The organism is Variovorax sp. DAIF25 (assembly GCF_050711835.1).
Lineage (GTDB): Bacteria > Pseudomonadota > Gammaproteobacteria > Burkholderiales > Burkholderiaceae_C > Variovorax.
Map to the genome: position 1 here is coordinate 1803473 of NZ_CP136636.1, position 24844 is coordinate 1828316.

Genomic DNA, 24844 nt, shown 5'->3' on the forward strand with positions numbered 1-24844 from the left:
CATGCAGATGCCAAGAATGCTGCGCCAACTGATGCACCGCCGCATCGTGATGCTGTCCGCGCTGGTGCTGCTGGCGATCGCCATCCTCGCCATCGGCGCGCCGCTGTTCGCCTCCATCGATCCCAACGACACGGCCGTGCTGCAGCGCCTGAAGGCGCCGAGCGCCGAGCACCTGCTGGGCACCGACGAGCTGGGCCGCGACCTCTATTCGCGCATCGTGCACGGCGCGCGCTACTCGCTGGCGATCGCGGCGCTCACCGCGCTGGGCGCCGTCGTCGCGGGCACCGTGCTGGGCCTGATGGCCGGCTTCTTCCGCCGGCTCGACGCGCCGCTGATGCGCGTGGTCGACGCGATGATGTCCTTCCCCGACATCCTGCTGGCGATCGCGCTGGTGGCGATCCTCGGGCCCTCGCTGATGAACACGGTGCTGGCGCTGGTGCTGGTCTACACGCCGCGCGTGGCGCGCGTGGTGCGGGCCTCCACGCTGGTGGTGCGCGAGCTGCTGTTCGTCGAGGCCGTGCGCGCGCTCGGCGTGCGCACCTCGCGCATCCTGTGGCGCCACATCCTGCCGAACCTGATGTCGCCGATCCTGGTGCAGGTCTCGTTCATCTTCGCCTACGCGATCCTGGCCGAGGCGGGGCTGTCCTTCCTCGGCGTCGGCGTGCCGCCCGAGATCCCGACCTGGGGCACCATGGTCGCGGGCAGCCAGCAGTACGCGCACCAGGCCTTCTGGGTGGTGCTGTTCCCGGGGCTCGCGATCATCTTCACGGCGTTGTCGCTGCAGCTGCTCGGCGATGGCGTGCGCGACCTGCTCGACCCCAAGCTCAAGAAGACCGCGTGATGACGACCGCCACATCCTCCCCGCGCCTCGTGGTCGACAGCCTGAGCACCAGCTTCCCCACCGAGGACGGCCTGATCCGCTCGGTGGCCGACGTGAGCTTCGCGATCCAGCCCGGCAAGACCACCGCGCTGGTCGGCGAATCGGGCTCGGGCAAGTCGGTCACCAGCCTCACGCTGATGCGCCTCTTGCCCAAGACCGCCAACGCCCAGGTCAGCGGCGGCGCGCGCTTCGTCACGCGCGAAGGCAAGACGGTCGACCTGCTGACCCTGCCCGAGCGCGAGATGCGCGCGCTGCGCGGCAACCAGCTCTCGATGATCTTCCAGGAGCCGATGACCAGCCTGAACCCGGTGTTCACCATCGGCGAGCAGATCGCCGAGAGCGTGCGGCTGCACAAGGGGCTCGATCGCCAGGCCGCGCTGGCCCATGCGAAGCGCATGCTCGACCTGGTCGAGATCCCGGCCGCGGCGCAGCGCCTCCACGAGTACCCGCACCAGCTCTCGGGCGGCATGCGCCAGCGCGTGATGATCGCGCTGGCCATGGCCTGCGACCCGACGCTGCTGATCGCCGACGAGCCCACCACCGCGCTCGACGTGACCATCCAGGCGCAGATCCTGGTGCTGATGCGCCGGCTGCAGGCCGAGACCGGCATGAGCATCCTGTTCATCACGCACAACCTCGGCGTGGTCGCGCACCATGCCGACGATGTGGTCGTGATGTACGCGGGCCGCGTGGTCGAGAGCGCGCCGGTGCGCCCGCTGTTTGCGCAGCCCGAGCATCCGTACACCCAGGGCCTGCTGGCCTGCCTGCCGGGCAAGGCGCGCCAGCCGGGGCAGCCCAAGCCCAAGCGCCTGTTCGCGATCCGCGGCCAGGTGTCGAGCCCGCTGTCGCCGCCGCCGGGCTGCGCCTTCGAGCCGCGCTGCGACCATGCGCAGGCCGGTTGCGCCACGGCGATGCCGCCGCTGATCGACATCCGCCTGGACCGCCAGGCCCGCTGCACCCGCGTGCAGCCCGACGCCCACTTCGCGAGGCTCGCATGAACGCCGTCGTTTCCCCCCTGATCGAAGTCCGCGGACTCAAGAAGTATTTCGGCAGCGGCGAGCGCCCGGTGCGCGCGGTCGACGACGTGTCGTTCGCGATCCAGCCCGGCGAGACGCTGGGCCTGGTCGGCGAATCGGGCTCGGGCAAGAGCACCATCGGCCGCACCGTGCTGCGCCTGCTCGAGCGCACCGAGGGCCAGGTGCTCTACCGCGGCGACGACATCGGCGCGCTCTCGGGCGAGCGCATGCGCAAGCTGCGCAGCAAGCTGCAGATCATCTTCCAGGACCCGTATGCGAGCCTGAACCCGAAGATGCGCATCGGCGCGATCCTCGGCGAGGCGCTGGCCACGCACGGCCTGCACAAGGGCGCGGCCGCGCGCGACAAGCGCATCGCCGAGCTGCTCGAGACCGTGGGCCTGCGCGCCGAGCATGCGAGCCGCTTCCCGCACGAGTTCTCGGGCGGCCAGCGCCAGCGCATCGGCGTGGCGCGCGCGCTCGCGGTGGAGCCCGAGTTCATCGTGGCCGACGAGCCGCTGTCGGCGCTCGACGTGTCGATCCAGTCGCAGGTCATCAACCTGCTGGCCGACCTGCGCGAGCGCCTGGGCCTGACCATGCTGTTCATCTCGCACGACCTCGACGTGGTCGAGTACCTGTGCGACCGCGTGGTGGTGCTGTACCTGGGCAAGGTGATGGAGGTGGCCGAGACCGACGAGCTGTTCGCGCGGCCCTCGCACCCCTACACCCAGGCACTGCTGGCCGCGAGCCCGAAGCCCGATCCCGAGCTCGCCACCGAGCGCATCGCGCTCAAGGGCGACATCCCCAGTCCGATCTCGCCGCCCTCGGGCTGCGTGTTCCGCACGCGCTGCCCGCATGCCATCGAGGCCTGCGCGCAGATCGTGCCGCCGCTCGAGCAGGTTTCGAGCGGACACTACAGCGCCTGCATCCGCAAGGACCTGCTTTCCCCCATCGCCGCATGACCATGACCGACACCGCCGCCCCCTCCTTCGACGACCCGCTGCTGGGCAGCAGCTTCAAGGGCTATCCGCGCACCCAGGCGCCGCGCCGGCGCAGCGAGATCGGCGCCGCGGGCTGGAACGTGCTCGCGGGCGACCTGCCGCTGCCGCTGGCCGTGCTCAAGCGCGAGGCGCTCGAGCACAACCTGGCCTGGATGCAGGCGCGCGTGCGCGAATGGGGCATCGACCTCGCGCCGCACGGCAAGACCACCATGTCGCCGCAGCTGTTCCAGCGCCAGCTGAACGCCGGCGCCTGGGGCCTGACCTTCGCCACCGTGACCCAGCTCGCGGTGGGCGTGGCCGCCGGCGCGCGCCGCACCCTGATCGCCAACCAGGTGGTGAGCGACGAGGACCTGGCCGGCATCCAGCTGCTGCTGCGCGACCATGCGGGCCTGCGCATCGTGTTCCTGGTCGATTCGCTGGCGCAGCTCGCGCTGATCGAGGACTGGGCGCGCCGCCACCCGAACAGCGTGCCCTTCGAGGTCATGCTCGAGATCGGCGTTGCGGGCGCGCGCACCGGCTGCCGCACGCATGAAGAGGCGGTGGCGCTGGCCACGCGGCTGCGCGCGAGCGACGCGGTGCGGCTGGTGGGCATCGAGACCTACGAAGGGCAGGGCGCCACCGGCGCCAGCGAGCCCGACGCGGCCTATGCCGCGACCCTGATGGACCGCGTGGAAGCGGTGGCGCGCCATTGCGACACGCAGCAGCTGTTCGAGACCGACGAGGTGCTGGTCTCGGCCGGCGGCTCGGCCATCTTCGACCTCGTGGCCGGGCGACTGAAGCCCGCGCTGGCGTCGCCGGTGCGCGGCCTGCTGCGCTCGGGCTGCTACGTCACGCACGACCATGGCTTCTACAAGCGCATGGTCAGCGCGGTCGACGAGCGCCTCGGCTGCGATTGCGGCGAGAGCCTGGTGCCCGCGATGGAGGTCTGGGCCACGGTGCAGTCGCGGCCCGAACCCGGCCTCGCGATCCTGGCCGTGGGCAAGCGCGACATCTCCTTCGACCTCTCGCTGCCGGTGCCGATCGCGCGCGCGGCGCGCGGCGTGCTGGCGCCCGAGGCCGTGCCCGCCGGCTGGAAGATCACGGCGCTCAACGACCAGCATGCCTACCTGCGCTGGGAGGCCGACGAGGAGGCGCGCGCGCCGGCCGTCGGCGACCGCGTGGGCCTGGGCATCTCGCACCCCTGCACCACCTTCGACAAGTGGCACTGGATGCCCGTGGTCGAGAACGACTACCGCGTGAGCGACGCGGTGGCGATGCACTTCTGACCGCGCGGCCGATGACTCCCTCGCTGCTCCAGAAGATCGCGCAGACCCGCGAGGGCGCGCCCGCCACGCGGCGCGCGATCCTCGACCTGATCCTCGAGGACCCCGACCGGGTGCTCGAGGAGAGCTTCGAATCGCTGGCCGAGCGCTCCGGCAGCTCGGTGCCGACCATCATGCGCACCTGCCGCGACCTCGGCTTCGCGGGCCTGCGCGAGTTCAAGCTCGCGCTGGCGCAGGAGCTCGCGCTCGGCGGCTCGCCGCTGCACCGCCGCGTCAACATCGAGGACGCCGCCGACGAGGTGGTGTCGAAGATCGCGCGCAGCGCTGCGGCCTCGGTCTCGGGCGTGCGCGGCCAGCTCGACATGCAGGTGCTCGACGGCGCCGTCTCGGCCATCGCGGCCGCGCCGCACGTCGACCTCTACGGCGCCGGCGCCACCTCGTGGTTCATGGCCAACGACCTGCAGGCGCGGCTGTTCCGGCTCGGCCTGTCGGCCAATGCCTGGGCCGACTACCACCTGCAGCAGGTGGCCGGCGCCGCGCAGCGCCCCGGCGGCGTGGTGATCGCGATCTCGCACGTGGGCGGCATGCCCTCGCTGCTCGACGCGGTCGACATCGCGCGCGGCCAGGGCGCCAAGGTGGTCGCGCTCACGCGGCCCGGCACCGCGCTCGCGGCCAAGGCCGATTTCCTGCTCGGGCTCTCGGTGCCCGACGACGCCGTGATGCACGTGGGCATCGATGCCTACCTGACGCACCTCACGGCGATCGAGATCCTCACGGTGCTGGTCGCGCAGCGGCGCGGCGAGCCGGCGGTGCAGCGCCTGCAGCGCGCGCGCGAAGCCTTCCAGCGCCACGGCATCGACGCCACCACGCACCCGCTGCAGAGCTGGGACGGCGGCGGCATCAACGAGAAAGGACACCGGTCGTGAGTGCTCCCCAAGCCGTGCTGCTCGAGGCCGGCCTCGTGGTCGACGGCTCGGGCGGCCCCTCGTGGCCCGGCGACGTGCTGCTGCGCGGCGACCGCATCCTCGCGCTCGGCGAGGGCCTGCGCGCGCGCCTGCCCGAGGGCCTCGAACCGGCCGATGTCGAGGTCGTCGACTGCCGCGCCAAGGTGATCGCGCCGGGCTTCATCGACGCCCACACGCACGACGACGCGATCGTGCTGCGCGACCCGCTGTGCCTGCCCAAGGTGTCGCAGGGCATCACCACCGTGGTCACGGGCAACTGCGGCATCTCGCTCGCGCCCTACCGCACGCCGCAGTCGAAGCCGCCGCTCACGCTGCTGGGCGCCGATTCGTTCCGCCATGCGAGCATGGCCGAGTACCGCGCCGCGGTCGACGCCACGCAGCCCGCGCTCAACGTGGCCGCGCTGGTGGGCCACACCACCCTGCGCTTCGCGGCCATGGAGGCGCTCGACCGGCCCGCCAGCGCCGACGAGCTCGCGCGCATGGCGGCGCTGCTCGAGGCCTGCATGGAAGAGGGCGCGCACGGCATGTCCTCGGGCCTGTTCTATGAAGAAGCCTTCGCCGCGCCCGCCGAGGAGGTGACCGCGCTCGCGCGCGTGGTGGCGCGCCATGGCGGCGTCTACGCCACCCACCTGCGCAGCGAGATGCAGCAGATCGTCGAGGCGCTGCACGAGGCCGGCGACTCGGCCTTCGCTGCGGGCGTGCCGCTGGTGATCTCGCACCACAAGTGCGCCGGGCCCGCGAACTGGGGCCGCACCAGGGAGACGCTGCCGCTGATCGAGTCGCTCGCGCAGCGCCAGAAGATCGCGATGGACGTCTACCCCTACGTCGCCGGTTCCACCGTGCTGCGCGAGGACCTGGTCGACGGCGTGATCGACGTGCTGCTGACCTGGTCCGACCCGCATCCCGAGATGACCGGCCGGCTGGTGTCGGACATCGCGCGCGAATGGGGCGTGAGCGAGCAGGCGGCCTGCCTGCGGCTGAAGCCCGGCGGCGCCTGCTACTTCCAGATGCAGGAAGAGGACGTGGAGCGCGTGATCGCGCATCCGCTGACCATGATCGGCAGCGACGGCCTGCCGCACGACCGCCATCCGCATCCGCGGCTGTGGGGCGCGTTCCCGCGCGTGTTCGCGCGCTACTGGCGCGAGCGCCGGCTGTTCACGCTCGAGCAGGCGGTGCACAAGATGACCGGCATGAGCGCGCGCAACCTGCGCATCGCCGAGCGCGGCCTGCTGCGCGCGGGCCACATGGCCGACGTGGTGGTGTTCGATCCCGAGACCATCGCCGACACCGCCACCTACGACCGGCCCAAGGGCCTGAGCCTGGGCATCGAGCGCGTGTTCGTCAACGGCGTGCTGGCCTACCGCGGCGGCGCGACGGTGGACGAGGCGCGCGTGCTGGCGCGCGCGGGGCGCATGCTGACGCGCGGCACCTGAGCGCAACGGCCGCCCCGCGGCTGTCATCGGACTGTCACGAACCGTCATATTGCGTGGCTAGGATGTTCCTCGAACCCCGATGAAGGGGCCGAGGAGCAGCACCGTTGGAAATCCGCAAACTGATCGCGCCGGCGCTGGCCGTGGTCCTGCTGGCCGCGGTCGCGGGCGGCGTCTGGTATTCGAACCAGCGCGTGCGCGACGACACCACGGCCGGCAACGCCGCGCGGATCGAGCAGGCGCGCCATGTGGCGCTGCGCGGGCTGATCGGTTCCGAGAAGGAATCGTTCTTCGCCGACGAGCGCGTGCAGCAGGCGCTGGCCGCGCAGGGCATCACGGTCACGGTGGAGAAGGCCGGCTCGCGCACCATCGCCGAGCGCTACGACGCCGGCAAGTTCGACTTCGGCTTTCCCTCGGGCGCGCCGGCCGCGCAGCGGCTCAAGGAGCTCGCGAAGGCGCCCAACGTCTACAACCCCTTCTACACGCCGATCGTGCTCGCGAGCTGGCGGCCGATCGCGGAGATCCTGATCGCCAACGGCGTGGCCGAGAAGCAGGGCGACTTCTATTACGTGGTCGACCTGCCGAAGCTGATGGCGATGATCGAGAAGGGCACGCGCTGGAAGGAGCTCAAGGCCAGCGCCGCGTTCTCCACCAGCAAGTCGCTGCTGATCAACTCGACCGACGTGCGCACCTCCAATTCGGCGGCGATGTACCTGGCGCTGGCGAGCTACCTCGCGAACGGCCAGCAGATCGTGCAGAGCCAGCAGGACGTGGACCGCGTGCTGCCGACGGTGGCGCCGCTGTTCCTGCGCCAGGGCTTCCAGGAGCAGTCCTCGGCCGGCCCGTTCGAGGACTACCTCGCGCTCGGCATGGGCAAGGCGCCGCTGCTGGTGGCCTACGAATCGCAGCTGGTGGAGTTCTGGCTCAAGCATCCCGACCGGCTGCGCGGCGACATGGTGCTGCTCTATCCGCGGCCCACGGTCTATTCGAAGCACGTGCTGGTGCCCTACACGCCGGGCGGCGCGCGCCTGGGCGCGGCGCTGGAGAACGATCCCAAGCTGCGCGAGCTCGCGCACGAGTACGGCTTTCGCACCGGTGGCGAGGCCAAGGGGCCGGAGAACTGGGCCGGCCGCGGCGTCAAGGTGCCCGACGTGCTGGTCGACGTGATCGACCCGCCCAGCTTCGAATGGCTCGAACGCATGACCACCGCCATCGAAGGCCGCTTCAAGTGAACCCGAGGAACCCATGAACACTTCCCGTCCCGAGTCCGCCCCCGCCACGGCGGTCGCCGTTGCCGCGCCCGACGTGCTGCAGCCGCCGCAGTCCTTCGTGCTCGAGCCGCCGGCGCCCGTCGCGCCGGTACCGGTCGAATCCGCCAGCGGGCGGGTGCGGCTCAAGCCCGAGGAGGTCGGCGAGCTCGATGCGCAGGTCGATCGCTTCATCGACGACATCACGGCGCACGACAGCCAGCATCCGCAGTTCAAGGAGGCGGTGGCGCGCATCCACTCGATGGGCAGCAAGGAGATCGAGGCCTCGGCCTCGGTCTCCAACCGCATGCTCGAACGCCCGGTGGGCTCGCTGCGCAACGGGCTGTTCGGCCAGGGCTCGCAGATCGGCCAGTCGCTGATCGACCTGCGCCACCAGGTCGAGGACCTCGATCCCTCGAAGCAGGGCGACCTGTTCTCGGCGCGCAAGCTGCTGGGCCTGATCCCGCTGGGCAACAAGCTGATCGCCTACTTCGAGCGCTACCAGTCCTCGCAGTCGCACCTCGACGCGATCATCGAATCGCTCAAGCGCGGCAAGGACGAACTGCTGCGCGACAACGCGGCCATCGAGCAGGAGAAGGTCAACCTCTGGACGCTGATGGAGCGGCTCGAGAAGTACGTGCACATCGGCAAGGCGCTCGACGCGCGCCTCGATGCCAAGGCGCGCGAGTTCGACGCCGCCGATCCCGAGAAGGCGCGCGTGGTGCGTGAGGAGATGCTGTTCTACGCGCGCCAGAAGGTCACCGACCTGCTGACGCAGCTCGCGGTCAACATCCAGGGCTACCTGGCGCTCGACATGATCCGCAAGAACAACCTCGAGCTGACCAAGGGCGTGGACCGCGCCACCACCACCACGGTGTCGGCGCTGCGCACCGCGGTGATCGTGGCGCAGGCGCTGGCCAACCAGAAGCTGGTGCTCGACCAGATCGGTGCGCTCAATGCCACCACCGGCAACCTGATCGCCACCACCAGCGAGCTGCTGCGCGAGCAGACCGGCCAGATCCACCAGCAGGCGGCCTCGGGCACGATCGAGATCGCCAAGCTGCAGCAGGCCTTCGCCAATATCTACCAGACCATGGACGCGATCGCCGACTTCAAGCTCAAGGCGCTCGACTCGATGCAGACCACGGTCGACACGTTGAGCGACGAGGTGGCGCGCAGCCGCGGCTACCTCGACCGCGCGCGCCGCGAGACCTCGGCCGCCGCGTTGCGCGAGCCGGCGGCGGGCGGCGGGGTCGTGCTGTGAGCCTGGCGCCGGCGCGGCGCTTCGCGCTCGGTGCGCTGCTGGCGCTGGCGCTCGGGCTGGCCGGCTGCGGCCGCGACGAGGCTGCCACGCCCACCGCCGCCGCGCCGCAGGCCAGTCCGCCATCGGCGGCCTTCACCGTTCTCGCGGGCTCCGAGCTCAAGGACCTCGAGGCGCCGCTGGTCGAGGCCGCGCGCGGCGCCGGGGTGGAGCTGCAGCTGTCGTACGCGGGCACGCTCGACATCGTGGAGCGCGTGAACGCCGGCGAGCGCTTCGATGCGATCCTGCCGCCCAACGGCGCCTATCCCGCGCTGGCGCTCGCCAAGCCGGCGGTGGCGCGCGAGAAGCTCTTCTATTCGCGCATCGCGCTCGGCGTGAAGGCTGCCAAGGCCGCGCGACTCGGCTGGGACAAGCGCGCGCCCGGCTGGGCCGACATCGCGCGGGCCGCGAGCACGGGCCAGCTGCGCTACGGCATGACCAACGCGACCAGCTCCAACACCGGCATGAGCGCGCTGTTCGCGGTCGCCTCGGCACTCGCGGGCAAGACCGAGGACCTGACGGCGCAGGACGTGGACGAGAAGACGCTCAAGGCCTTCCTCTCGGGCCAGAAGCTCACGGCGGGCAGTTCGGGCTGGCTGGCCGATGCCTACCTGGCCGATCCCGCGGCGATCGATGCGATGGTCAACTACGAGGCCGTGATCCTGCGCCTCAACGAGCGGCTGCCCGCGGCCGACCGGCTGCTGCCGATCTATCCGCGCGACGGCATGATCTCGGCCGACTATCCGCTGATGCTGCTCGACGAGGCCCGGCGCGAGCCCTACAACCGGCTGGTGGCGGCCTGGAAGGGGGCCGCGTTCCAGCGCGACGCGCTGTCGGCCGCCTTCCTGCGCCCGGCCAATCCCGAGGTGCAGGCCGCGAGCGCGCTGCCCACGGCGGCGGTGTCGGAGCTGTCCTTTCCGAACCGGCTCGAGGTGATCGATGCCGTGCTCGGCACCTACCAGGCGCGCTGGCGCAAGCCCTCCACCTCGATCTTCGTGCTCGACCTCAGCGGCTCGATGCAGGGGCAGCGCCTGGAAGCCATGCGCGAGGCGCTCAAGCGGCTGTCGGGAGCCGACGCCGGCGCCGCGGCGAGCGTGCGCTACAGCGCCTTCCAGAGCCGCGAACGCGTGGTGCTGATTCCGTTCGCCACGCGCGTGTCGGAACCGGTGTGGGTGCGCTTCGAGCCCGAGCGCATCGGCGCCGCGCGCGAGGAGCTGCGCCGCCAGGCCGACGCGATGAAGGCCGATGGCGGCACCGCCATCTATTCGGCGCTGGCCGTGGCCGAGGACCTCGCGCGCGAGGAGCAGCGCAGCGATCCCGATCGCTTCGTGAGCATCGTGTTGCTGACCGACGGCCAGAACAACGCGGGCCTGAATCCCGAGGAGTTCCAGGCGCGCTATGCGAACGGGCTGCCGGCGCGCATCTTCCCGATCCTGTTCGGCGAGGGCAACGCGGCCGAGATGCACCAGCTCGCGAAGTCCTCGGGCGGACGCGAGTTCGACGGCCGCCGGCTGGTGCTGGCGCAGGTGTTCAAGGAAATCCGGGGCTACCAGTGAGCCCGCGCAAAGGCTCGATGTGGCGCGGCGTTCGCTGAAGCTGCGCGCGCTGCTGTTCCTCTACGGCAACGGCAACATCCTCGGCTGCGCGCTCGCGCTGGCCGGTCCGGCGCTGCTGTTCGCGGGCGTCATCGACCGCGGCTGGCTCGCCATCACCGCCGGCCTCTACGTCGGCGGCTGGCTGCTGGGCCGGCGCGCGCCCGAGCTCGAGCGCCGCATCGAGGACAGCCTGAGCCTGGAGGAGACGCTGCGGCGGCTCGAGCAGGTGGTCGCGCGCGCCTCGCCGCACCTGACCGAGGACATGCGGCACAGCCTCGAGAGCGTGCGCGGCCTGGTGGTCGAGGTGCTGCCGCAACTGATGGATGCCGGCACCGGCGGCGACGACCTGTTCACCGTGCGCGAGACCGTGCTGCGCTACCTGCCCGAGACCCTGGCCAACTACGTGGCGCTGCCGCCGGCCTTTCGCGTCACACAGCCGCTGAAGGACGGCAAGACCGCGCGCCAGCTGCTCGGCGAGCAGCTCGGATTGCTCGATGCCAAGCTGCGCGAGGTGGTCGCCAACCTGGCGGCGAGCGATGCCGCGGCACTGGTGGCCAACGGCCAGTTCCTCGAGAAGAAGTTCAGGCAGCCCGACTTCCTCGAAGGCTGAGCCGCGCCGGCAAAGCCCTTGCAAACGTGGGGCCGCGCGCGGGCTTCGATAGACTGCGCGGGTGACTTCCTCCTCCGAGCCTCCCAGTCCGTCGCTGGCCTGCGCCAGCCTCCCGCTTCCTCGCCGCCGCTTTCCGCGCGTGCTGTCCCCGCCCCTGACACGGCCTCCGCCGCGTCCCTCGGCCGCTTCTTTCCTCCCGATTCCCCCCTCATCGCCCGCCATGGTTCGCGCCATGCCGGGCCGCCTGCGCTCGCGCGCCACCTTCCATGATTGAACTGCTGTCCGACCCCGCCGTCTGGATCGGTCTCCTCACGCTCGTCGTGCTCGAGATCGTGCTGGGCATCGACAACCTGATCTTCATCGCGATCCTCGCGGAGAAGCTGCCGCCGCACCAGCGCGACCGCGCGCGGCTCATCGGCCTGAGCCTGGCGCTGCTGATGCGCCTGGGGCTGCTGTCCATCGTCTCGTGGCTGGTGACGCTGACCACGCCGCTGTTCAGCCTGTTCGGCCAGGGCTTCTCGGGGCGCGACCTGATCCTGCTGTTCGGCGGCCTGTTCCTGCTGTTCAAGGCCACGGCCGAGCTGCACGAGCGCATCGAGGGCGTGAGCCATGCCGTGACCGGCAGCGCGGCCTATGCGAGCTTCGGCGTGGTGGTGGCGCAGATCGTGGTGCTCGATGCCGTGTTCTCGCTCGACGCGGTGATCACGGCCGTGGGCATGGTCGACCACCTGCCGGTGATGATGGCCGCGGTGGTCATCTCGATCGCGATCATGCTGTGGGCCTCGAAGCCGCTGACGCGCTTCGTCAACGCCCATCCCACGGTGGTGGTGCTGTGCCTGAGCTTCCTGCTGATGATCGGCCTGAGCCTGGTGGCCGAGGGCCTGGGCTTCCACATTCCCAAGGGCTACCTCTACGGCGCGATCGGCTTCTCGGTGCTGATCGAGGCGCTCAACCAGTGGGTGCGCCGCAATGCGCTGCGCCACGAGGCGCGCCGGCCGCTGCGCGAGCGCACGGCCGAGTCGGTGATCCGCCTGCTCGGCGGCCGCACGCGCGGCGAGCCGGTGCCCGTAGGCAGCGATGCGGCCGATGCCGATGCCCCCACGGGTGAACCCGCCTTCGGCATCGAGGAACGCAACATGGTCAGCGGCGTGCTCTCGCTGGCCGAGCGCAACGTGCGCTCGGTGATGACGCCGCGCGCCGACGTTTCCTGGGTCGACCTCGACGACGATCCCGAGGCGCTGCGCGAGCAGCTGCTCGACACGCCGCACGGCATCTTCCCGGTGTGCCGCGGCTCGCTCGACCAGGTGGTGGGCGTGGCGCGCGCCAAGGACCTGCTGGGCCAGCTGCTGCGCCATGGCCGCATCGACGAGGGCCATGGCCTGCGCGCGCCGATCTACGTGGCCGAGTCGACGCGCGTGATCCGCCTGATCGACACCCTGCGCGGCGCGCGCGGCCAGCTCGCGCTGGTGGCCGACGAGCACGGCACGCTCACGGGCGTGGTCACGCCGATCGACGTGCTGGAGGCGATCGCGGGCGAGTTCCCCGACGAGGACGAGGCGCTCGAGATCCAGCAGACCGGCCCCGAGGCCTGGACCGTGGCCGGCAGCGCCGACCCGCACCTGCTCGAGCAGGCGCTGCAGACCGACGGCCTGGCGAGCGAGGACGACAGCTACACCTCGGTGGCGGGGCTGCTGCTCGACCGCTTCGGCGGCCTGCCCGCGGCCGAGGCCACCTGGGTGCACGACGGCTGGGAATTCGTCGTCACCGGCGTGGACGCGCAGCGCATCCGCGAGGTGGCGGTGCGGCGCGTGCCCGTGGCGTTGCCCGAGGCCTGAAGCGCGCAGGGCGCCGCTTTGATAGGCTGGCGCCTTCCGCTTTCCGATCCGCTTCGCGCATGACCTCCAACGCCGCCCACCGCCAGCCCGTTCCCCTCGCCAAGGCCTACCGCCTGCTCAACCATGGCCCCACGGTGCTGGTGAGCGCGGCCCATGAGGGCCGGCGCAACATCATGGCGGCGGCCTGGGCCATGCCGCTGGACTTCGATCCGCCCAAGGTGGCGGTGGTGCTCGACAAGAGCACCTGGACCCGCGTGCTGCTCGAGGGCGCGGGCAGCTTCGCGCTGCAGGTGCCGGTGCGCGCGCAGCTCGACCTGACCGAGGCGCTGGGCAGCAGCTCGGGCCGCGAGATGGTCGAGCGCGACGGCCGCGACAAGTTCGAGGCCTACGGGCTGCAGAGCTTCGCGGGCAGCGCCACCGAGGCGCCCCTGCTCGAGGGCTGCGCGGCCTGGCTCGAATGCCGGCTGCTGCTCGAGCCGCCGATCCAGCAGCGCTACGACCTGTTCCTCGGCGAGGTGATCGCGGCCCAGGCCGACGCGCGCGTGTTCTCGAACGGCCGCTGGCACTTCGAGGGCCACGACGAACTGCGCACGCTGCACCACGTGGCGGGCGGGCACTTCATCGTCGACGGCGAGGCGGTGGACGCGAAGCCGCTGCCGCAGGCCGGGCGCTGAATCAGCCCTCGCTGGGCCGCCCCGAGGCCACCAGCAGCTGCCGCAGCACCACCCCGCCGCACAGCGCGGCCGCGCCGGCCAGCAGCACGAAGCTCAGCACGCCGGCCGGCGAGGCGCCCTCGAGCCAGCCGCCCACCAGCAGCGTGGCGCTGTTGTAGGCCGCGTGCAGCGCGATGCACGGGATCAGCGAGTGCGTGCGCTCGTAGAGCCAGCCCAGCACCGCGCCCATCGCCACGCCGACCACGAACTGGTAGATGTTCATGTGGGCCGCGCCGAACAGCAGCGCCGACATGAAGATCGCCTGGCCGCGCCCGTAGCGCTGCAGGAAGCCGCGCAGCACGATGCCGCGGAACAGCATCTCCTCGAGCAGCGGCGCCATCACGCAGACCGCCAGCACCGCGGCCACGCTGCCGTCGGCCATGCGGCTGAACATCGCCTCCTCCCAGGCCGACAGCGGCAGCGCCAGCGTCAGCAGGTTGATCGCGCAGGTGATCGCCAGCATCAGCGCCGGCACCAGCAGCAGCGTGGGCGGCACCACCAGCATCAAGGTGGCGCGCATCGAGGCATTCGAGGGATGGAACAGCGCGCGCCAGCCCAGCTTCTGCTGCTGCATCACGACCGCGAACACCAGCCCGTTGCCCAGCACGGACGACAGCACGCCGATCTGCATGGTGCTCAGGCCGAACAGCCGGTTGCCGTCGCGCAGCGCGGCGCCCACGATCAGCTCGCAGAGGAACAGGGCGAGGTACAGCAGGACGGCCTGGGTCGCGGAGGGAAAGGCCGGACGGCGAGGGGAGGGCATGGCGCGCGCGCTCGGGGAGGTGAGGCGCGGATGGTAATCGCTGGACCGGCCGGTCTCCTGTTCGGCATCCGAACGGAATCGACGTCGATGAAAAGAACTAATCCGGCCGCGAGACACGGCTTCGCGTACGTGCTTCGTATTCAGTCCGGACGCCGTCCTTGCAATCGCTGAAGGTTTTCGCTCTACTGCATCTGGCCGGCCTCGTTCCCGCAGTGCCCGGCATCATCGTGCAGACCAGTCCGGCGGCCTTGCGAGGCCGCTGCGCGCAGGCCAGGGAGAACCACGAATGCCCCGAAGTTTTCTCGCCCACACCGCGGTGGGCGACCGGCTCCGATTCCGGTCCGCGACGGGCCGGGAGCGCCTGTCGAGCCTGTTCGAGTTCGCCGTGCGGCTGATCGGCGCCAAGCCGGACGTGTCGGCCAGGAGCATGCTGGGGACCGACCTCAGCATCGAGATCGACCTGGCCACCGAGCTCGGCGGCGCGGGCCGGCGCTTCATCAGCGGCCAGGTCGTGCGCTTCGCGTACGTCGGCAAGGACGACGGCGACATGCACGTCTACGAGGCCGTGTTGCGCCCCTGGCTCTGGTATGCCACGCGACGCTCGGACTTCAGGATCTTCCAGTTCAAGACCGTGCCCGAGATCCTGCAGGAGGTGCTCTCGAGCTACGGCTTCGGCATCGACAGCAAGCTCAACGGCAGCTACCGCCGCTGGGACTACTGCGTGCAGTACGCCGAGACCGACTTCGACTTCGCGAGCCGGCTGATGGAGATGGAAGGCATCTACTACCACTTCGCGCATGCGAAGGGCAGCCACCGGCTGGTGCTGTGCGACGGGCCGGCCTCGCACTCGACGCTGCCCGCCGGCCCGGTCGGCATCCCCTACCACGCGGGCGTGCAGGCAGCGCAGATCCTCGAGCAGGACTTCATCGACGCATGGCACCACGCCGAGGACATCGCCCCGGGCCACTTCGCGGCCGACGACTACGACTTCAGGAAGCCGCAGGCGGAGATCGACACGCGGCGCCAGCAGCCCGCCGGCCACAGCCGCGACAGCTACGAGCGCTACGACTGGCCCGGCGGCTACACCGAGATGGCCGACGGCGAGAACTACGCCCGCGTGCGCATGGAGCAGCAGGCCGCGCGGCGCGACCTGATCGAGGGCCGCGGCAACCTGCGCCACCTCGCGCCGGGCTATCTGTTCGATCTCTCGCGCCATCCGCGCGAGGAGGACAACCGGCGCTACCTCGTCGAGTCCGTGAGTTGCGATTTCCAGGAGAACGCGCTGCGCCCCGACGGCGCGGCCGGCGCGGCCTATGCCGAGGCGACCGGCGGCACCAGCTACCAGCAGACCTTCGAGGTGCTGCCCGACAGCACCGCCTACCGCGCCGCCCGCGTCACGCCGCGGCCGCGCACCACGGGCCCGCAGACCGCGGTGGTGACGGGACCCGCGGGCGAGGAGATCCACACCGACGAGTACGGCCGGATCAAGGTGCAGTTCCACTGGGACCGCTACGGCAGGATGGACGAGAACTCCTCGTGCTGGATCCGCGTCTCGCAGACCTGGGCCGGCGCCAACTACGGCACGATGCACGTGCCGCGCATCGGCCAGGAGGTGATCGTCGACTTCCTCAACGGCGACCCCGACTACCCGATCGTGACCGGCCGCGTCTACAACGCCGCGCAGATGCCGCCCTGGGAACTGCCCGCCAACAAGACCCAGTCGGGCATCCTCACGCGCTCCTCGCAGGGCGGCGTGGCGGGCGACGGCATGAAGGACTCGCCGGGCACCGCCAACGCGCTGCGCTTCGAGGACAAGGCCGGCGAGGAGCAGCTGTGGCTGCATGCCCAGAAGGACCAGCTCACCGAGGTCGAGCACGACGAGGACAAGTGGGTGGGCAACGACCGGCGCAAGACCGTGGACCGCGACGAGTTCAGCACCATCCACCGCGACCGCACCGAGGTGGTCGACCGCAACGAGAAGATCGGCGTGCACGGCTGGCGCACCGAGGAGGTGGACCTGGACGAGACCATCACCATCCACCAGAACCGGCACGAGCGCGTCGACCTCAACGAGACGGTCTCCATCGGCCGCTTCAGGATGCAGTCCGTGGGCATGGGCTACACGCAGAACGTGGGCATCTTCAAGATCATGTCGATCGGCGTGAACTACATGGAGAACATCGGCGTGACCATGATGACCAGCGTGGGCGTCGACCAGACGCTCAACGTGGGCCAGACGCAGACCGTGCGCGTGGGCGACGCGCGCGACACCGTGGTGGGGCGCAGCGACTCGCTCGCGGTGGGCGACACGCTGCGCATGCATGCGCGCAAGGTCGCGATCTCGGCCGACGACGAGATCACGCTGAGCTGCGGCGCGAGCACCATCCGCATCACGGCGGGGCGGATCGAGGTCCTCTCGCCGCTGGACAAACTCAATTGCTAGGAGGCGGGACCCGATGAGCGGCAAACCAGCGGCGCGTATCTCGGACAGCGTCTCCGGCGGCAAGGTCGTCAGCGGCTCCGGCACGGTGCTCATCGGCAGCCAGGGCGGCGTCGCCTGCTCCGAGTGCCCGGGCGGCGTGGCCGTGGGGCATCCCGTGAGCCCGGCCCTGGGCGCCAAGCTGCTGATGGGCGAGGCGGAGCTGGACTTCGCCCTGCCCGGCGCGATGGCGCTGGCGTGGCAGCGGCAGTACAGCAGCTACGTCAACCCCGAGCACGGCGCGCCCTGCGGCCCGCTGGGGCATGGCTGGACCGTGCCGGGCACGCTGCGCATCGAAGCGAGCGACGAGGCCTGCCGCGTGATCACCGCCATGGGGCGCGTGATCGCCTTCGACGCCCTGCCCGAGGGCGGATCGGTCTACAGCCCGAGCGAGGACCTGTGGCTGCTGCGCGGTGCCGGAGGTCCGGGCGGCGCGGCATGGGCGCGCGAGCCACGCTTCGCCCGCGTGCCCGCGGCGCTCGCCGCGGATCCGGGCTGCATCGTCGTCGCCAACGGGCAGGCGCTGAGCTTCTGGGTGCTGCGGGCCGAGCCGCGCGCCGGGGCGGCCCGGGGCGAGGCGGGGGGCGATGACGGTGTGGCGGGCGAGTCCTACCTGCTGCACCACCTGCGCGACCGCTTCGGCCGCTGCCAGAGCTTCCAGCGCGACGAACTCGGCCGCGTCGCGGGCATCGTCGACGGCGTCGGGCGCCATTACCGGCTCGGTTGGCGGCAGGTGCGTTCGCCGGCGGCGGCGCAGGGGCTGTGGCAGGCCGACAGTGGCTGGCGGCTGACCGGCATCGAGCTGGTGTCCGATCCGCTGGCCGGCCCCGGCGCCCAACCCGTGGCGCTGGTGCGCTACGGCTATTCGCCCGAGGGGGACCTGCTGACCGTGCACGACCGCGCGGGCCGGCTGGTGCGCGAGTTCGCCTGGCAACGGCGCCTGATGGTCGCGCACCGGCACCTGGGCGGTCCGCGCCACGCCTACCGCTACGAGAGCCTCGAGCCCGGCGCGCGCGTGGTCGAGCACCTGAACGAGGAAGGCCTGGGCTATCGCTTCGAATACGAGGTCACGCCCACCGGCCGGCAGACGCGCGTCGTCGACAGCCTGCAACGCACCGAGCTCTACCGTTTCGAGGGCGAGGCGGGCCTCGCGCGGCTGGTCGAGCACGTGCGCGCCGACGGCAGCCGCCTGGCCTATGCCTACGATGCGGCGGGCCGACTGGTCGAGTCGGTCGACGCGCTGGGCGCCGCCACCCGGTTGCGCTACGACGGCCAGGGCCGGCCGCTGGGCAGCCAGGCCCCCGACGGCACGCAGTCGCTGCTCGAGCACGACGAGGCGAGCGGCCTGCTGGTGCGCGTCGTCGATGCGGCCGGGCGCGCCACGCGCATGGAGCACGACGAGTGGGGCCGGCTCGTGCGCATCGTGCGGCCCGACGGCCACGTCGAGCGGCGCGAGTACCCGTCGCCCGAGACCGCCGTGCTGACCTGCGAATACCCCTCGCTGCTGGTCGACGCGAAGGGCGGCGTCACGCGGCTCGCCTGGAACGCGGCGGGACAGCTCGTGCGCCGCACCGACTGCTCGGGCCGCAGCACCGAGATGCAGTACGGTGCGCGCGGGCTGCCGCTGTGCCGCACCGATGCGCTGGGGCAGGCCACGCGTTACGAGCACGACGCGGCCGGGCTGCTGTCGGCGGTGCACCATGCCGATGGCAGCATCACGCGCTACCGCCACGACGGTGCCGGCCGCGTGGTGCGGATCGCGCTGCGCGACGAAGGGACGGACCAGGATATCGGCTTCGATCACGACCTCTGGGGCCGCGTCACGCGGCGCTGGCAGCGCGGCCTGGAGCAGCGCTTCGAGTACGACGAGGCCGGCCGGCTGGTGCGGCTGACCAACGAGAACGGCGCCGCGAGCCGCTTCGCCTGGGACGCGATGGACCGGCTCGTGGAGGAGGAGGGCTTCGACGGCCGCCGCCAGGCTTTCCGCTACGACGCCGCGGGCCGGCTCGTGGAGGCCTCGGACGGTACGGGCCGCGAGCTGCTGCGCACCGGCTATGCGTGGGACGCGCTGGGCCGGCTCGCCGAGATCCGCGTGCCCGCCACCGCGCACAGCCCCGCGCGCGTCGAATGCCTGCAATGGAATGCCGCCGGCCAGCTGGTGGCCACGCGCAGCCACCTGCGCGAGGGCGATGCGGCCGGGCCGCTGCTGGCCGAGGCGCTGATCGAGCGCGACGCCGCGGGCCACCTGGTGGGCGAAACGCAGCGGGTGTACGAGCTCGCGCCGTCGATGCCGGGCGTGCCGGCCGCCAGCAGCCTGGCTTTCGAGCACACGCTCTCGCACACGCTCGACCCGCTGGGCAACCGCGAGGCCAGCCTGCTGCAGGAGGTCGGGCGGCTCGACTACCTGATGTACGGCGCGGGTCATCTCCATGGCCTGCTGCACGAGGGGCGCGCCATCCTCGACATCGAGCGCGACGCACTGCACCGGGAGATCCGGCGCCGGCTGCTGCCGCCGTCGGGCGAGGCGGTGCTCGAGGTGCGGCGCGGCTGGGACGCGCTCGGCCGCGTGCAGAGCGTGGCCATGAGCGGGCTGCGGCCGCACGACGCGACGGGCGCGGGCGCGCCGGCGCCGCTGGTCGGCCAGCTCGCGCAGCGGCACTACGCCTACGACGAGACCGGGCGGCTCGCGGCGGTCCGCTCGCCGGGCGGCGACCTGCTGCTGCGCCACGACGCGGCCGGCCGGCTGGTCGGTGCGGCGGGCATGGTCGGGCCCTCTGACACCGAACGGCGCTGGCGCTTCGACCCGGCAGGCAACCGGCTGCCTTCGCTGGACGACGCGCTGCTGCAATCCGAGCTCGCGCGCGATGGCGACGGCTGGGCCGCCGAGGTGCGCGGCCGCTGGCGCGACCAGGACTTCGACCTGCTCGAGCGCGAGGAGGCCGCGCCCGCGGCGCGTTCGCTGGCGGGCATCGTGCGCTGGCACGACAACCGCGTGGGCCATGGCGACGATGCGGTGTTCGGCTACGACGGCCACGGCAACCGGGTCGAGTCGCTGTGGCGCGATGGGCGGCGGCTGGCGCTGCGCTACGACGGCGCCAACCGGCTCGTCGAATCGCAGCTCACGCAGGCCGACGGCAGCGTGCTGTCCAGCCGCCACCTGCACGACGTCCATGGCCGGCGGCTGGCCAAGACGGTGCGCGAGCAGGTCCCCGGCCAGGCGGCGCGCGAGAGCCGCACCTTCTATGGCTGGGACGGCGACCGGCTGGTGCACGTCGAGCACTGGAACCCGAAGCGCGAGCGCCAGGTGCTGCACACGGTGTACGAGCCCGGCGGCTTCGTGCCGCTGGTGCGGTTCGGCATCGACGGCGGCGGCGCGCCCGTCGGGCTCGCGGCCCTCGCGGCGCAGGCGCTCGACGCGCGCACGCAGCAGGCGCTGCGGGAGGCTTTCGACGGCCTGCCGCGCGAGATGCGCGAGCGCATGGATGCGCAGGCCCGGCAACTGGCGCGCGACGGCCTGCCCGCGTCGGCTCGCGCGCTGGAGGCCGTGGGCATGCCCGAGGCGGACGACGCGCGGCCGGTCGAGGTGCGCCACTACCACTGCGATCACCTGGGCACGCCGCAGGCGCTGACCGACGAGGAGGGCCGGCTGGCGTGGATGGGCCGCTGCGATCCCTGGGGCCGGCTGTTGCAGGAATTCGATCCGCACGGCATCGGCCAGCCGATCCGCCTGCCGGGCCAGCAGCACGATGCCGAGACCGGGCTGCACTACAACCGGCACCGCCACTACGACCCGGACATCGGCAGCTACGTCAACCAGGATCCGATCGGCTTGTCCGGCGGCGTCGCGCCCTTCGGCTATGCGCGGCAGAACCCGGTGCAGTTCTCCGACCCGATGGGGCTCTATGCCTCTGCGGACACGCCGACCCCGGGGCTCGGCGACGCGCCGGCGCCGGGTGCCGAGGCCGGCGGCGCGCGGAACTGCCCGGACTGCGTGCAGGTGGCGGATGCCAAGAGCGTCGCCGCGGCCTGCCTGGTCGGCATCTTCCTGATCTTCGGCCTGCCGACCGGCGGCCGCATCAACTTCCCGGCGCCGCCGCCGCGGCCGGTGCGCATCGAACAGCAGCAGGAGCCGAAGAAGTGCGTGTGACGCGTGCGCCGAAGGGCGATCGCCGCTAGAGCACGAAGGGCACGAAGCGCTTCGTGCGCGCCATGTAGGCGCGGTAGGCCGCGCCGAAGTGCGCGATGCATTCGCGCTCGTCGCTGAGCGCCGTCAGCACCAGCAGCACGGTGGCCGCGAGCGCCAGCGCGAGGCCCGGGCCGCCGATGTCCTTGAGGCAGGCGCCCCAGGCCAGCAGCATGAGCGCGGTGTACATCGGATGGCGGATGTAGCGGAAGGCACCGTCGGTGACCAGCGAGTCGGTCTTCTCGAAGCCGAGCAGCGCGGGATCGTCGCCGCGCGCCGCGCCGGGCCGCACCGCGGCCTGCAGCCGGCGCCAGGCATGCACCGGCAGCCAGGCCGACAGCGCCAGCAGCAGCCACGACAGCAGCTGGTGCGGCGCCAGCGGATCCACGTGCCACACGGGCAGGTTCAGCAGGATCAGCGCCAGCATGCACTCCCAGGCGAAGAAGCGGTAGAAGCCGTGCGAACCGCGCCGGCGCAGCGCGCCGCGCGAGACGTACAGCAGCGCGGCCGACACGGCGACGAAGAGGGCGATCTGGATCCAGGCGAAAGGCATGGGGCCCGAATCTACACGCCGGGCCGCCGGCGCCCTCACACCTTGTCAGCCCATCGTCGAGTAGCCGCCGTCCACCGGGATCGACACGCCGGTCACGTAGTCGGCCGCGGGGCTCGCGAGGAACACGGCCGTGCCCGCGATGTCGGCCGGCCGGCCCCAGCGGCCCGCCGCCGTGCGCGCGACCACGCGCTCGTAGAGGCCCGCGACCTGGGCGCGCGCGCCATCGGTCATCTCGGTCTGGAACCAGCCCGGCAGGATCGCGTTGACCTGGATGTTGTCGGCCGCCCACGAGAGCGCGGTCGACTTGGTGAGCTGCACCACGCCGGCCTTGCTCGCGGCATAGGCCGGCGAGTAGGCGGCGCCGAAGATCGACATCATCGAGCCGACGTTGACGATCTTGCCGCCGCCCGCGCGCTGCATGTGCGGATGCGCCGCGCGGCTCACGAGGAAGGCGCTGGTGAGGTTGGTCTGGAGCACGAGGTTCCACTCGTCCAGCGTGAGCTGGTCCACCGGCTTGCGCACGGTGGTGCCGGCGTTGTTGACCAGGATGTCGAGCCGGCCGCAGCGCGCGGCCACGGCGTCGACCGCCTGCTGCACCGAGGCTTCGTCGGCGACGTCGATGGCGATGGCGAAGCTGTCGCTGCCGAGCGCCTGCAGCGTCTCGACCGCGGCGGCCGATTTCTCCGGGTTGCGCGCGGCGATCACCACGCGCGCGCCGGCCTGCGCCAGGCCCCGGGCCATGCCGAGGCCCAGGCCGCCGTTGCCGCCGGTGACCAGCGCGACCTTGCCGCCGAGGTCGAACATCAGGCCGCCGCCGCCGGCACCGGCTTCTTCGCGACCAGCGTCAGGATGTCGTAGCTCGCGACCAGCTCGCCGTCCTGGTTCGTCACCTCGACGTCCCAGGCCACCACGCCCTGGCCCTGGCCGTTGGCGTCCTTGCGGTTGCGGTCGATCTTGCGCTTGCAGGTCAGGCGCGCGCGGATGGTGTCGCCGATGCCCACGGGCTTGATGAAGCGCAGCGTGTCGAGGCCGTAGTTGGCCAGCACCGGGCCCGGCGCGGGCGAGACGAACAGGCCCGCTGCCGCCGACAGCACGAAGTAGCCGTGCGCGATGCGCTTGCCGAACGGCGACTCCTTGGCCGCGATCTCGTCGAAGTGCATGTAGAAGTAGTCGCCCGACAGGCCGCCGAAGGCCACGATGTCGGCCTCGCTCACGGTGCGGCGGTGCGTCAGCAGCGAGTCGCCGATGCGCAGGTCCTCGAAGTGGCTGCGGAACGGATGCACCTCGGTCTCGCGCACCTTGGCGCCGCGCACGTGCTCGCCGGTGACGGCCGCCAGCATGGTGGGCGAGCCCTGCAGCGCGGCGCGCTGCAGGTAGTGCTTGACGGCGCGCAGGCCGCCGAGCTCCTCGCCGCCGCCCGCGCGCCCCGGGCCGCCGTGCTTGAGCGGCGGCAGCGGCGAGCCGTGGCCGGTCGATTCGGCGGCGGCCTCGCGGTCGAGCACCAGCAGCCGGCCGTGCCAGGCGGCGGCCACGGGGATCGCCTTGGCAGCGGTGGCGGGATCGCGCGTGACCAGCGTGCCGACCAGGCTGCCGCGGCCGCGCGCGGCCAGCGCCAGCGCCTCGTCGATGCCCTCGTAGGGCATCAGCGTGCTGACCGGGCCGAAGGCCTCGATGTCATGCACCGCGTCGTGCTCGAGCGGCTTGCGGCTCAGCAGCAGCGTGGGCGCGAAGAAGGCGCCCTCGGCCGTGCCCTCGCCCACGGGCGAGAAGCCTTCGCCGCCGCCGTACACCAGCTCGGCGCCCTTGCGCAGCTCGGCCACGCGCTCGGCCACGTCGGCCTGCTGCGCATGCGAGGCCAGCGCGCCCATGCGCACGTCCTCGCGCGAGGGGTCGCCCACCACCGTCTTGGCCAGCCGCGCGCGCAGGCGCTCGGCCACGGCGTCGAGGTGCTGGCGCGGCACGATGGCGCGGCGGATGGCGGTGCACTTCTGGCCGGCCTTCACCGTCATCTCGCGCGCCACCTCCTTCACGAACAGGTCGAACTCCTCGTCGTCGGGCGTGACGTCGGGCGCGAGGATCGCGCAGTTGAGCGAGTCGGCCTCGGCGTTGAACGGGATCGACTGGCGCACCAGGTTCGGATGCACGCGCAGCTTGGCGGCGGTGTCGGCCGAGCCGGTGAAGGTCACGACGTCGGGGCCCTCGAGGCGGTCGAGCAGGTCGCCCGTGCCGCCGATGACCAGCTGCAGGCTGCCCTCGGGCAGGATGCCCGACTGCACGATCAGCCGCACCACCGCCTCGGTGAGGTAGCTGGTGGCGGTGGCCGGCTTGCCGATGCAGGGCATGCCCGCGAGGAAGCTGGGCGCGAACTTCTCGAGCAGGCCCCAGACCGGGAAGTTGAAGGCGTTGATGTGCACCGCCACGCCGCCGCGCGGCACCAGGATGTGGGTGCCCGCGAAGCCGCCCTTCTTGCCGAGCGGGAAGGCCGGCCCTTCGTGCACCAGGTTGCCCGAGGGCAGCTCGTTGCTGCCGATGCCCGCGTAGGCCGCGAGCGTGCCGGCGCCGCCCTCGATGTCGACCCAGCCGTCGGCGCGCGTCGCGCCGGTGTGGGCCGAGACGGCGTAGAGCGTTTCCTTGTTCGCGGCGATGTACTTGGCCAGTGCCTTGAGGCGTTCGGCGCGCTGCTGGAAGTCGAGCGCCATCAGCGCCGGGATGCCGACGCGGCGCGCATGGGCCAGCGCCTCGGCGAAGTCGATGGCCTCGGCGTGCGTGCTGGCGATGGCCTGGCCGTTGACGGCGCTGCGCAGCGACTGCGCGGCCTCGCGGCCGATCCAGCGGCCGGCGATGTAGCTTTGGAGGGTGGTGCTCATGGTGCTGGGTCCTTTGCTATCTCTGTGTTGGGCCTTCCCCTGCGGGGGAAGGTCGGGATGGGTGCAGCCCCGGAGCTCGAGGCTGCGCGGAGGTCGAGGCCGTCGTGCCCCCACCCCGGCCCTCCCCCGGCGGGGGAGGGAGGCATTC

Annotated in this window: 18 protein-coding genes; 14 read left to right on the plus strand and 4 right to left on the minus strand. The window is 71.8% G+C overall.

The window, feature by feature from the left end; translation table 11 throughout:
* Window position 1 precedes the first annotated feature (1 nt).
* The 12 genes from R0232_RS08245 to R0232_RS08300 all read left to right on the plus strand — a co-directional run bounded on the left by R0232_RS08245 (window position 2) and on the right by R0232_RS08300 (window position 13812).
* Window positions 2–841 carry an ABC transporter permease gene (locus tag R0232_RS08245; RefSeq protein WP_208513985.1) on the plus strand — a complete coding sequence of 280 codons (840 nt, stop codon included), beginning with the start codon at window positions 2–4 and terminating at the stop codon, window positions 839–841.
* A complete protein-coding gene (locus R0232_RS08250) occupies window positions 841–1878 on the plus strand; it encodes an ABC transporter ATP-binding protein (RefSeq protein ID WP_431511811.1) in 1038 nt (345 codons plus the stop codon). Before R0232_RS08245 ends, R0232_RS08250 begins: the two co-directional genes overlap by 1 nt.
* Window positions 1875–2855, plus strand: coding sequence for an ABC transporter ATP-binding protein (locus tag R0232_RS08255; RefSeq protein WP_431511812.1), 981 nt, complete (start codon window positions 1875–1877; stop codon window positions 2853–2855). Before R0232_RS08250 ends, R0232_RS08255 begins: the two co-directional genes overlap by 4 nt.
* A gap of 2 nt (window positions 2856–2857) precedes the next feature.
* Window positions 2858–4159, plus strand: a complete 1302-nt coding sequence (locus R0232_RS08260; RefSeq protein WP_431512876.1) for an amino acid deaminase — start codon at window positions 2858–2860, stop codon at window positions 4157–4159.
* 11 nt (window positions 4160–4170) lie between these two features.
* Entirely contained in the window at window positions 4171–5082 is a 912-nt protein-coding gene (locus R0232_RS08265) for a MurR/RpiR family transcriptional regulator (RefSeq protein WP_093351801.1), read from the plus strand.
* Window positions 5079–6554: an N-acyl-D-amino-acid deacylase family protein gene (locus R0232_RS08270; RefSeq protein WP_431511813.1), complete on the plus strand. Its 1476-nt coding sequence runs from the start codon at window positions 5079–5081 to the stop codon at window positions 6552–6554. Before R0232_RS08265 ends, R0232_RS08270 begins: the two co-directional genes overlap by 4 nt.
* Window positions 6555–6658: 104 nt before the next feature.
* Window positions 6659–7783 (plus strand): hypothetical protein, encoded by a 1125-nt coding sequence (locus R0232_RS08275; protein ID WP_431511814.1) that lies wholly within the window; start codon window positions 6659–6661, stop codon window positions 7781–7783.
* Window positions 7784–7796: 13 nt separating this feature from the next.
* Window positions 7797–9062 carry a toxic anion resistance protein gene (locus R0232_RS08280; protein WP_431511815.1) on the plus strand — a complete coding sequence of 422 codons (1266 nt, stop codon included), beginning with the start codon at window positions 7797–7799 and terminating at the stop codon, window positions 9060–9062.
* Window positions 9059–10654, plus strand: coding sequence for a substrate-binding domain-containing protein (locus R0232_RS08285; RefSeq protein WP_431511816.1), 1596 nt, complete (start codon window positions 9059–9061; stop codon window positions 10652–10654). The genes R0232_RS08280 and R0232_RS08285 overlap by 4 nt, the downstream gene beginning before the upstream one ends.
* A gap of 19 nt (window positions 10655–10673) precedes the next feature.
* Entirely contained in the window at window positions 10674–11303 is a 630-nt protein-coding gene (locus R0232_RS08290; protein WP_431511817.1) for a hypothetical protein, read from the plus strand.
* A 269-nt stretch (window positions 11304–11572) separates the two neighbouring features.
* On the plus strand, window positions 11573–13138 hold the full coding sequence (locus tag R0232_RS08295) for a TerC family protein (RefSeq protein ID WP_431512877.1): 1566 nt from the start codon (window positions 11573–11575) through the stop codon (window positions 13136–13138).
* Window positions 13139–13197: 59 nt separating this feature from the next.
* Window positions 13198–13812: a flavin reductase family protein gene (locus R0232_RS08300; RefSeq protein ID WP_431511818.1), complete on the plus strand. Its 615-nt coding sequence runs from the start codon at window positions 13198–13200 to the stop codon at window positions 13810–13812.
* A gap of 1 nt (window position 13813) precedes the next feature.
* Here R0232_RS08300 and R0232_RS08305 read toward each other — a convergent pair whose 3' ends face one another.
* Window positions 13814–14614, minus strand: a complete 801-nt coding sequence (locus R0232_RS08305) for a CPBP family intramembrane glutamic endopeptidase (RefSeq protein WP_431511819.1) — start codon at window positions 14612–14614, stop codon at window positions 13814–13816.
* A gap of 286 nt (window positions 14615–14900) precedes the next feature.
* Here R0232_RS08305 and R0232_RS08310 point away from each other — a divergent pair, with 286 nt between their 5' ends.
* Both R0232_RS08310 and R0232_RS08315 read left to right on the plus strand, forming a co-directional pair.
* Window positions 14901–17057 (plus strand): type VI secretion system Vgr family protein, encoded by a 2157-nt coding sequence (locus tag R0232_RS08310; protein ID WP_431511820.1) that lies wholly within the window; start codon window positions 14901–14903, stop codon window positions 17055–17057.
* Between the two features lie 13 nt (window positions 17058–17070).
* A complete protein-coding gene (locus R0232_RS08315) occupies window positions 17071–21240 on the plus strand; it encodes an RHS repeat-associated core domain-containing protein (protein ID WP_431511821.1) in 4170 nt (1389 codons plus the stop codon).
* A 25-nt stretch (window positions 21241–21265) separates the two neighbouring features.
* On the opposite strand, the gene R0232_RS08320 is transcribed toward R0232_RS08315, so the two are convergent.
* The 3 genes from R0232_RS08320 to paaZ are packed head-to-tail and all read right to left on the minus strand — an operon-like array spanning window position 21266 to window position 24696.
* Window positions 21266–21829 (minus strand): methyltransferase family protein, encoded by a 564-nt coding sequence (locus tag R0232_RS08320; protein WP_431511822.1) that lies wholly within the window; start codon window positions 21827–21829, stop codon window positions 21266–21268.
* A 45-nt stretch (window positions 21830–21874) separates the two neighbouring features.
* Entirely contained in the window at window positions 21875–22633 is a 759-nt protein-coding gene (locus tag R0232_RS08325) for an SDR family NAD(P)-dependent oxidoreductase (protein ID WP_431511823.1), read from the minus strand.
* Complete coding sequence (paaZ, locus tag R0232_RS08330; protein ID WP_431511824.1) at window positions 22633–24696, minus strand: phenylacetic acid degradation bifunctional protein PaaZ; 2064 nt, start codon at window positions 24694–24696, stop codon at window positions 22633–22635. Before paaZ ends, R0232_RS08325 begins: the two co-directional genes overlap by 1 nt.
* Window positions 24697–24844: the final 148 nt, after the last annotated feature.

Coding starts and splice junctions, on each gene's coding strand:
- R0232_RS08245 (WP_208513985.1), top strand. CDS start 2: ATGCAGATGCCAAGAATGCTGCGCCAACTGATGCACCGCCGCATCGTG.
- R0232_RS08250 (WP_431511811.1), top strand. CDS start 841: ATGACGACCGCCACATCCTCCCCGCGCCTCGTGGTCGACAGCCTGAGC.
- R0232_RS08255 (WP_431511812.1), top strand. CDS start 1,875: ATGAACGCCGTCGTTTCCCCCCTGATCGAAGTCCGCGGACTCAAGAAG.
- R0232_RS08260 (WP_431512876.1), top strand. CDS start 2,858: ATGACCGACACCGCCGCCCCCTCCTTCGACGACCCGCTGCTGGGCAGC.
- R0232_RS08265 (WP_093351801.1), top strand. CDS start 4,171: ATGACTCCCTCGCTGCTCCAGAAGATCGCGCAGACCCGCGAGGGCGCG.
- R0232_RS08280 (WP_431511815.1), top strand. CDS start 7,797: ATGAACACTTCCCGTCCCGAGTCCGCCCCCGCCACGGCGGTCGCCGTT.
- R0232_RS08300 (WP_431511818.1), top strand. CDS start 13,198: ATGACCTCCAACGCCGCCCACCGCCAGCCCGTTCCCCTCGCCAAGGCC.
- R0232_RS08305 (WP_431511819.1), bottom strand. CDS start 14,614: ATGCCCTCCCCTCGCCGTCCGGCCTTTCCCTCCGCGACCCAGGCCGTC.
- R0232_RS08310 (WP_431511820.1), top strand. CDS start 14,901: ATGCCCCGAAGTTTTCTCGCCCACACCGCGGTGGGCGACCGGCTCCGA.
- R0232_RS08315 (WP_431511821.1), top strand. CDS start 17,071: ATGAGCGGCAAACCAGCGGCGCGTATCTCGGACAGCGTCTCCGGCGGC.
- R0232_RS08320 (WP_431511822.1), bottom strand. CDS start 21,829: ATGCCTTTCGCCTGGATCCAGATCGCCCTCTTCGTCGCCGTGTCGGCC.
- R0232_RS08325 (WP_431511823.1), bottom strand. CDS start 22,633: ATGTTCGACCTCGGCGGCAAGGTCGCGCTGGTCACCGGCGGCAACGGC.
- paaZ (WP_431511824.1), bottom strand. CDS start 24,696: ATGAGCACCACCCTCCAAAGCTACATCGCCGGCCGCTGGATCGGCCGC.